Source organism: Pseudomonas sp. LPB4.O, from assembly GCF_038383825.1.
GTDB classification, from domain to species: Bacteria; Pseudomonadota; Gammaproteobacteria; order Pseudomonadales; family Pseudomonadaceae; genus Aquipseudomonas; species Aquipseudomonas putida.
This window is the reverse complement of sequence record NZ_CP151298.1, coordinates 1,941,109-1,947,500: the sequence shown is the minus strand read 5'-3', so window position 1 is coordinate 1,947,500 and position 6,392 is coordinate 1,941,109. Positions and strand designations below refer to the sequence as shown.

Genomic DNA, 6,392 nt, shown 5'->3' with positions numbered 1-6,392 from the left:
GGCCAAAAGCATGTTCCCCATCATTGGCGCACAAGGCACCACCACCCTGCGCCTGATCTTCGCCAGCATCATCATGCTGCTTATATTGCGCCCATGGCGGGTACGCATGACCGCCGCCACCCTGCGCAACGTGGTCATCTATGGCATGGCACTGGGCGGGATGAACTTCCTCTTCTATATGGCCCTGCAAACAGTACCGATCGGCATCGCCGTGGCCCTGGAGTTCACCGGGCCGTTGGCAGTGGCGATCTTCTCCTCGCGCCGGCCGATCGACTTCCTGTGGATTGCCTTGGCCATCGCCGGCCTGCTGCTGTTGCTGCCAGCTGGCCACAGCGGCCAGGCACTCGACCCGGTGGGCGCTGCTTACGCCCTGGGCGCAGGTGTATGCTGGGCCCTCTATATTCTGTTCGGGCAACGCGCCGGGGCCGAGCACGGTATCCAGAGTGCAGCCTTGGGGGTGGTAGTCGCCGCCCTGTTCGTCGCCCCCATCGGTATCGCCCACGCCGGTAGCGCTCTGCTCACACCTGCCTTGATCCCCATGGCCCTGGCCGTTGCGGTACTGTCCACCGCCCTGCCCTACAGCCTGGAAATGGTTGCCCTCACGCGTATCCCGGCACGCACCTTCGGCACCTTGATGAGCATCGAACCAGCGTTCGGCGCACTGTCCGGCCTGATGTTCCTCGGCGAGGTGCTGACACTCACCCAATGGCTGGCGATCGGGGCAATCATCGCCGCGTCGGTTGGCACTACCTTGTCCATGCGCAAGGAGCCCACACCGGCTGTTGCAGCAGACTGATATGAGAAATATTTTCATTTGAGACAGGATTAGTGATTGTAGCCGCCCGTCTCGCTGATTAAGCTGTCACAGAATCATCATCTTTGCGCTATTTACTGGACCGAACACGGACGCTGGGAATATTTTCAGGAAGAAGCGATAACGACAGGGCCAGGCAGCTGATCCGCCCTGCATTTAAGGACAGGAATGAAACGTATTTTTCTCATCCTGGCCATCTTGGCTATTGCTGGATGTGCCGCTACAGCCAAGACTGAGGTCAAAAGGGGCAAGAAGGGCCTGCATATCAATTGCTCCGGCCTTTCCTCCTCATGGGACAACTGCTACAGCAAGGCCGAGAGCTCCTGCAGCACGCGCGGATACCGGGTCATCGCCCGCTCTGGTGACAGTGATGAAGAAGCCGGTGATTACTTGTTCGGCATCAACCCGGCGGGCTACACCAGCCGCAGCATGATCGTCATCTGCAAGTAGAAAAAAGGGCAGCTCACAGGCTGCCCTTTTTCATTTGCCCTTACAGGGGCGCGGTACGCACCTGCAGCCAGGCCAGCGCATCACCCTTGAGCAGCAGTGCCAGACGCTCACGCACGTTCGCGTGATAGCCGTTCAGCCACTCCACCTCTTCCTTGGCCAGCAGCTCGGGCAACAGGCAGCGGGTATCGATGGGGCACAGCGTCAAGGTCTCGAAGCGCAGGAAGTCGCCGAAGGCACTCTTGCCCGCCTCACGGTTGACCACCAGGTTCTCGATACGGACACCCCACTGCCCCGGGCGGTACGTACCCGGCTCGATCGAGCTGATCATGCCCGCTTGCATCGCGGTCTGCGGTGCAGGTGCCGCCTGGTAGGCAATCACTTGGGGCCCTTCGTGCACGTTCATGAAGTAGCCAACACCATGCCCGGTACCGTGGCCATAATCGACCTGGTCAGCCCAGATTGGCGCCCGGGCAATGGCGTCGAGCAACGGCGACAGTATTCCTCGCGGGAAAGTGGCACGCGACAGGGCGATCATGCCCTTGAGCACCCGGGTACAGTCCAGCTTCTGTGCGTGGCTGGGGCTACCGACTGGCACCATACGGGTGATGTCGGTGGTGCCACCCAGGTATTGCCCGCCAGAGTCGATCAGCAGCAAGCCATCACCCTCGATGACCGCATGCGACTGCTCGGTGGCACGGTAATGGGGCATGGCGCCATTGCCATTGAAGGCGGCAATGGTCGAAAAGCTCAGCGACACGAAGTTCGGCCGCCGGGCACGTGCGGCACTCAATTGCTCGTCAACTGTCAGCTCGGTAATGACCTCTTGGCCAAGGTTGGCCTCGAACCAGGCGAAGAACTCGCACAAGGCCGCACCGTCCTGCTCCATGACATGGCGGATATGCACCAGGTCATCGTCACCTTTGCAGGATTTGCTCAGGGTGGTGGGGTTGAGCCCCTCGACCAGCACCACCTCTGCCGCCAGGTTCCCCAGCAGGCCGCAGGTGACACGGGCAGGGTCCACCAACAACCGCGCCCCCACCGGAACAGCAGCCAGGGCGTTGCCTGCCTCGCTATAGTTGCGCACCTCGATGCCGTCCACCGCCAGCACCTGAAGCAAATGCGCGTCCACCTTGTCCTGGCCCACGAACAGAATGGCCTGCTGCTGACTGATCAAGGCAAAGGCCAGGAAAACCGGGTTGTACGAAACATCACTGCCACGCAGGTTGAACAGCCAGGCGATGTCATCCAGAGTTGCAATAAAGTGCCAGTCAGCCCCTTTGGCCTGGATGCCCCGGCGCAATTGCGCGAGCTTTTCCGCCCGGCTTACCGTGGCGTGCGGCGGCAAGTGCTGATACACCGGGTTGGCGGGCAGCGCCGGGCGCCCTACCCAGACCTGGGCTAGCAGGTCCTTGTCGGTCACCAGCCTTGCCCCGCGGGCCTTGAGCCGCTCACCCAGCTGGCGCGCCGACGCCAGCGCCATGACGGCCCCATCCACCGCGACGTTGCCATCGGGCTCGACATTATCACCCAGCCACTCCAGCGCTCCGGGCTTGCCGGGCAGCAGCTTCATCAGTTCGATACCGCTACCGGCCAGCTCGTGATCCGCCTGCTCCCAGTACCGGCTATCGACCCACAACCCTGCAAAAGCGGGCGTGACTACCAGCGTGCCGACCGAGCCGTGAAAACCCGAAAGCCACTGGCGCCCCTGCCAGTAACCGGGCAGGTACTCGGAAAGGTGGGGGTCGGCCGAAGGTACCAGCAAGGCATCGATGCCCCCTGCTGCCATGGCCTGGCGCACATGCGCCAGGCGCTGTGGCACGCTTTGTTCAAGGGTGGTCTGGACGTTCATGCGCTCTCCTGCGGCTACATCACGGTTGATCCAATGCGCTGATAATGGAACAGCCGCCAGAGCCCTGCAATCGGGAAGACCAGGACACGGCATGCATTGCCCGTCACGCCCTGTGCCAACAGGACGCTTCCTACAAAAGGGCCAGGACCACCGATCAAGTTCCGCTGAACTTCCCCAGGACACCGGCTTCAGACACAGTACATTCATTGCACACAGGCAAATGACCATGCCCAGTGCCAGCGCACCGAAAGCCGGCGTAGTGCTGCTCGATACCCGCGAACATACACCTGACCATGAGCATGCCGTGCACCTGAAGCTAGCCGATGGCCTGGCCGGCCTGCTGGGCTGCCAGCACGTCCATCCCGCTCATGCACCCACCGCCGCTGATAACTACTATTACCTACCTACCGAAACGCTCGTCGATCCCAGGCACCCTGCCACCTTGGGCATTCGCAGCGAGCAGGACCTGTTCGGCGGCCTGGTGCCACACCCCTACATGGCGACCAAGGCGATTTCCCACCCACTACCAGCCGGGGCCAGTTTCCCGCCGGGCTGGACCGACGACTTCGCCCGACAGGCGAGCGACGCCTTGCTGCGCGGCTATACCGTGTTCAGTAAAGCCGATGCGCGCAGCGCCGCACAATTGCTGCTGCTCAACGGCCCCCTGAGGGTCAAGCCCGTGCTGGCCTGCGCAGGTCGGGGGCAGCAGGTCATCATCAGTGCGGACGCGCTAGAGCCTCTGCTGGCGGGCATGGATGACCAGATGCTGGCGCTGTGGGGGCTGGTGCTCGAAGAAGACTTGAGCGATGTAGAAACCTTCAGCGTCGGCCAGGTGCGCGTCGCCGGCCTGACCTGCAGCTATCACGGCACCCAGCAACTGACCCGTGACCATCAGGGCACCGAGGTGTATGGCGGCTCCGACCTGGTGGTGGTACGTGGCGATTACCAGGCGCTATTGCAATTACCACTGGAAGACTACGTGCGCCTGGCCATCAACCAGGCGATCGCCTACGAGCAGGCCGCCGAGCAACACTTCCCCGGTTTCATCGCCTCGCGGCGCAACTACGACATCGCCCGCGGCTTGACCCCCCAGGGCCACCTGCGCAGCGGCGTGCTCGAACAATCCTGGCGCCTGGGCGGTGCCAGCAGTGCCGAGCTGCTGGCCCTGCAGGCATTTGCCGATGACCCGGCATTGCAGCGGGTGCGTGCATCCACCCATGAAGTGTTCGGCACCCCCGACCTGCCCGCTGACGCCACCCTCTTCTACCAAGGAAACGACAGTGAACTCGGACAACTCAGCAAATTTGCACGGATTCGCGAACATGGCCGTTCAGAGTGAAACCGTTGAACTGCAAGTCGACAACGACAGCATTGTCGGCACCCTGGTCAGCCCTGGCAGCAAGATGCCGGGCATCCTCTTCGTCCACGGCTGGGGCGGTAGCCAGCAGCGTGATCTGGCCCGTGCCCGGCACATCACCGGGCTGGGCTGCGTGTGCATGACCTTCGATCTGCGCGGCCACGAAAAAACCGAAAGCCAACGCCTGACGGTCACCCGCGAACAGAACCTGCAGGACCTGCTGGTGGCCTACGACCGGCTGCTCAGCCATCCGGCCGTAGACAGCAGTGCCATCGCCATCATCGGCAGCAGCTATGGAGGGTACCTGGCAACCTTGCTGACCCGCGAACGGCCAGTCAAATGGCTGGCCCTGAGGGTGCCGGCCATGTACTGGGACGACGAATGGAACACCCCCAAGCAAACCCTCGACCGCCAACGCCTGAGCGCCTACCGCCAGCAATCGCTGGGCCCGGCAGACAATCGCGCGCTGGCGGCGTGCGCAGAATTCGGCGGCGATGTGTTGCTGGTAGAGTCCGAGCAGGACGACTACGTGCCGCACAGTACGCTGATGAGCTACCGTTCGGCATTCGTCAGCGCCCACTCACTTACCCATCGCATCGTCGACGGTGCCGACCACGCGTTGTCCAGCGAAGCGAGCCAGAAAGCCTACAGTTCGATCCTGGCGGCGTGGATCAGCGAAATGGTGATCGGTGCCCGCCTGGACCGCTACCCGCACTACGCCCCCTGGTATGCCTGAGGCTCACCCACCTCGCACTGCAGGCCACCATCAGCGCCACGCACCAGGCTGCGCAAGGTCTGGTAGGCGGCAAAGTTGACGCCCCGCGCCTGATGCTGGCCCAGCAGTTCAAGGAAAGACTCCTCGACGAAGTGCACGGCCGCCGCCGCCCACGCCTGGCGAGATTGCCATTGCAGGTACTGCAACACCCGGCTGCCATCGTCACTGGCCTGGATGCTGACACCCTGCAGCCCTTCGCAGCGCGTGGCCAGCGCCTCGCTGCGCGCCACCAGCGCCTGGGCCAGCGCTTGCTGGCACAGGCTGGGCACTTCGTATTCGATCATCTGGGTGAACCACAGCGCATGAGGGTTTGCCGACATCGACGTTCTCCTGGTTACGGACGCATGCTTGGCGATGCCGAGCAGGGTAAAACCTCAAGCAAAGTCAAGGTCAAGTGGTTTCTGCCCGTGCAAACAGCCTATAACTAACGTCTCCCGACAACTACTGCCACAGGAGGCAGCATGAGCAAGCAGGCGCTGATCATCATCGACATCCAGAACGACTACTTCCCAGGCGGCAAGTGGCCCCTCGATGGCGCCGACCAGGCGGCCGACAACGCCGGCCGGCTGCTGGCGGCGGCACGCCAGCGCGGCGACCTGGTGGTCCATGTGCGGCATGAATTCGACAGCGCCGATGCGCCATTTTTCGCACCCGGTTCGCAGGGTGCGGCCATCCACGCCAAGGTCGAGCCGGTGGCAGGTGAGCCGGTGGTGCTCAAGCACAAGGTCAACGCCTTCCTCGGTACCGACCTTGAGAACACGCTGGACCGACATGGCGTGGAAGCCCTGACCATCGTTGGCAGCATGAGCCACATGTGCATCGATGCCGCTACCCGTGCCGCGGCCGACCTGGGCTACACGGTGACCGTGGCACACGATGCCTGCGCTACCCTGCCGCTGGAGTTCGACGGCAAGCAGGTGCCGGCGGCGCAGGTGCATGATTCGGCGATGGCAGCCTTGGCGTTTGCCTATGCGTCGGTGGTGAAGACCGATGAGCTGCTGAAAAACTGATCGGCATCAGAGCTTTGGGGGCGCTTTGCGCCCCCGTTCCGACCTGTCCGGCGCCCCGGCGAGGCCACTCCCACGGGTAACGCGCAAGCAAGAACCGTAAGCGATCCCTGTGGGAGCGGCCCTGTGTCGCGATGGGC

The 6,392-nt window shown here is 63.0% G+C and carries 7 protein-coding genes (1 of these 7 running past the window's edge); 5 read left to right on the top strand and 2 right to left on the bottom strand.

What is annotated here, in order from left to right; translation table 11 throughout:
• Together rhtA and MRBLPB4O_RS08815 are read left to right on the top strand one after the other, a co-directional pair.
• A protein-coding gene (gene rhtA, locus MRBLPB4O_RS08820; protein ID WP_341798121.1) for a threonine/homoserine exporter RhtA crosses the window boundary here: on the top strand, nucleotides 1–796 show its 3' portion. 92 nt of this gene lie to the left of the window's left edge; 796 of the gene's 888 nt are visible here — the last part of the coding sequence; its start codon lies off the left edge, out of view; it ends in the stop codon at nucleotides 794–796.
• A gap of 186 nt (nucleotides 797–982) precedes the next feature.
• The gene (locus tag MRBLPB4O_RS08815) at nucleotides 983–1,264 is read left to right on the top strand and encodes a hypothetical protein (protein ID WP_016500618.1); all 282 of its coding nucleotides are present in this window, start codon (nucleotides 983–985) and stop codon (nucleotides 1,262–1,264) included.
• 40 nt (nucleotides 1,265–1,304) lie between these two features.
• On the opposite strand, the gene MRBLPB4O_RS08810 is transcribed toward MRBLPB4O_RS08815, so the two are convergent.
• A complete protein-coding gene (locus MRBLPB4O_RS08810) occupies nucleotides 1,305–3,113 on the bottom strand; it encodes an aminopeptidase P family protein (protein ID WP_341798120.1) in 1,809 nt (602 codons plus the stop codon).
• Nucleotides 3,114–3,333: 220 nt separating this feature from the next.
• Here MRBLPB4O_RS08810 and MRBLPB4O_RS08805 point away from each other — a divergent pair, with 220 nt between their 5' ends.
• Complete coding sequence (locus MRBLPB4O_RS08805) at nucleotides 3,334–4,452, top strand: DUF3182 family protein (protein WP_341798119.1); 1,119 nt, start codon at nucleotides 3,334–3,336, stop codon at nucleotides 4,450–4,452.
• Nucleotides 4,436–5,206 carry an alpha/beta hydrolase gene (locus tag MRBLPB4O_RS08800; RefSeq protein WP_341798118.1) on the top strand — a complete coding sequence of 257 codons (771 nt, stop codon included), beginning with the start codon at nucleotides 4,436–4,438 and terminating at the stop codon, nucleotides 5,204–5,206. The genes MRBLPB4O_RS08805 and MRBLPB4O_RS08800 overlap by 17 nt, the downstream gene beginning before the upstream one ends.
• On the opposite strand, the gene MRBLPB4O_RS08795 is transcribed toward MRBLPB4O_RS08800, so the two are convergent.
• Nucleotides 5,185–5,565 (bottom strand): antibiotic biosynthesis monooxygenase, encoded by a 381-nt coding sequence (locus MRBLPB4O_RS08795; RefSeq protein WP_016500622.1) that lies wholly within the window; start codon nucleotides 5,563–5,565, stop codon nucleotides 5,185–5,187. The two genes, MRBLPB4O_RS08800 and MRBLPB4O_RS08795, sit on opposite strands and share 22 nt — an antisense overlap.
• A 141-nt stretch (nucleotides 5,566–5,706) precedes the next feature.
• Between MRBLPB4O_RS08795 and MRBLPB4O_RS08790 the strand changes: the two genes are divergently transcribed.
• Nucleotides 5,707–6,255 carry a cysteine hydrolase family protein gene (locus tag MRBLPB4O_RS08790; protein WP_341798117.1) on the top strand — a complete coding sequence of 183 codons (549 nt, stop codon included), beginning with the start codon at nucleotides 5,707–5,709 and terminating at the stop codon, nucleotides 6,253–6,255.
• Nucleotides 6,256–6,392: the final 137 nt, after the last annotated feature.

Excerpts from the sequence above, each read along its gene's own strand:
- MRBLPB4O_RS08815 (WP_016500618.1), top strand. The coding sequence starts at position 983 with ATGAAACGTATTTTTCTCATCCTGGCCATCTTGGCTATTGCTGGATGT.
- MRBLPB4O_RS08810 (WP_341798120.1), bottom strand. The coding sequence starts at position 3,113 with ATGAACGTCCAGACCACCCTTGAACAAAGCGTGCCACAGCGCCTGGCG.
- MRBLPB4O_RS08805 (WP_341798119.1), top strand. The coding sequence starts at position 3,334 with ATGACCATGCCCAGTGCCAGCGCACCGAAAGCCGGCGTAGTGCTGCTC.
- MRBLPB4O_RS08800 (WP_341798118.1), top strand. The coding sequence starts at position 4,436 with ATGGCCGTTCAGAGTGAAACCGTTGAACTGCAAGTCGACAACGACAGC.
- MRBLPB4O_RS08795 (WP_016500622.1), bottom strand. The coding sequence starts at position 5,565 with ATGTCGGCAAACCCTCATGCGCTGTGGTTCACCCAGATGATCGAATAC.
- MRBLPB4O_RS08790 (WP_341798117.1), top strand. The coding sequence starts at position 5,707 with ATGAGCAAGCAGGCGCTGATCATCATCGACATCCAGAACGACTACTTC.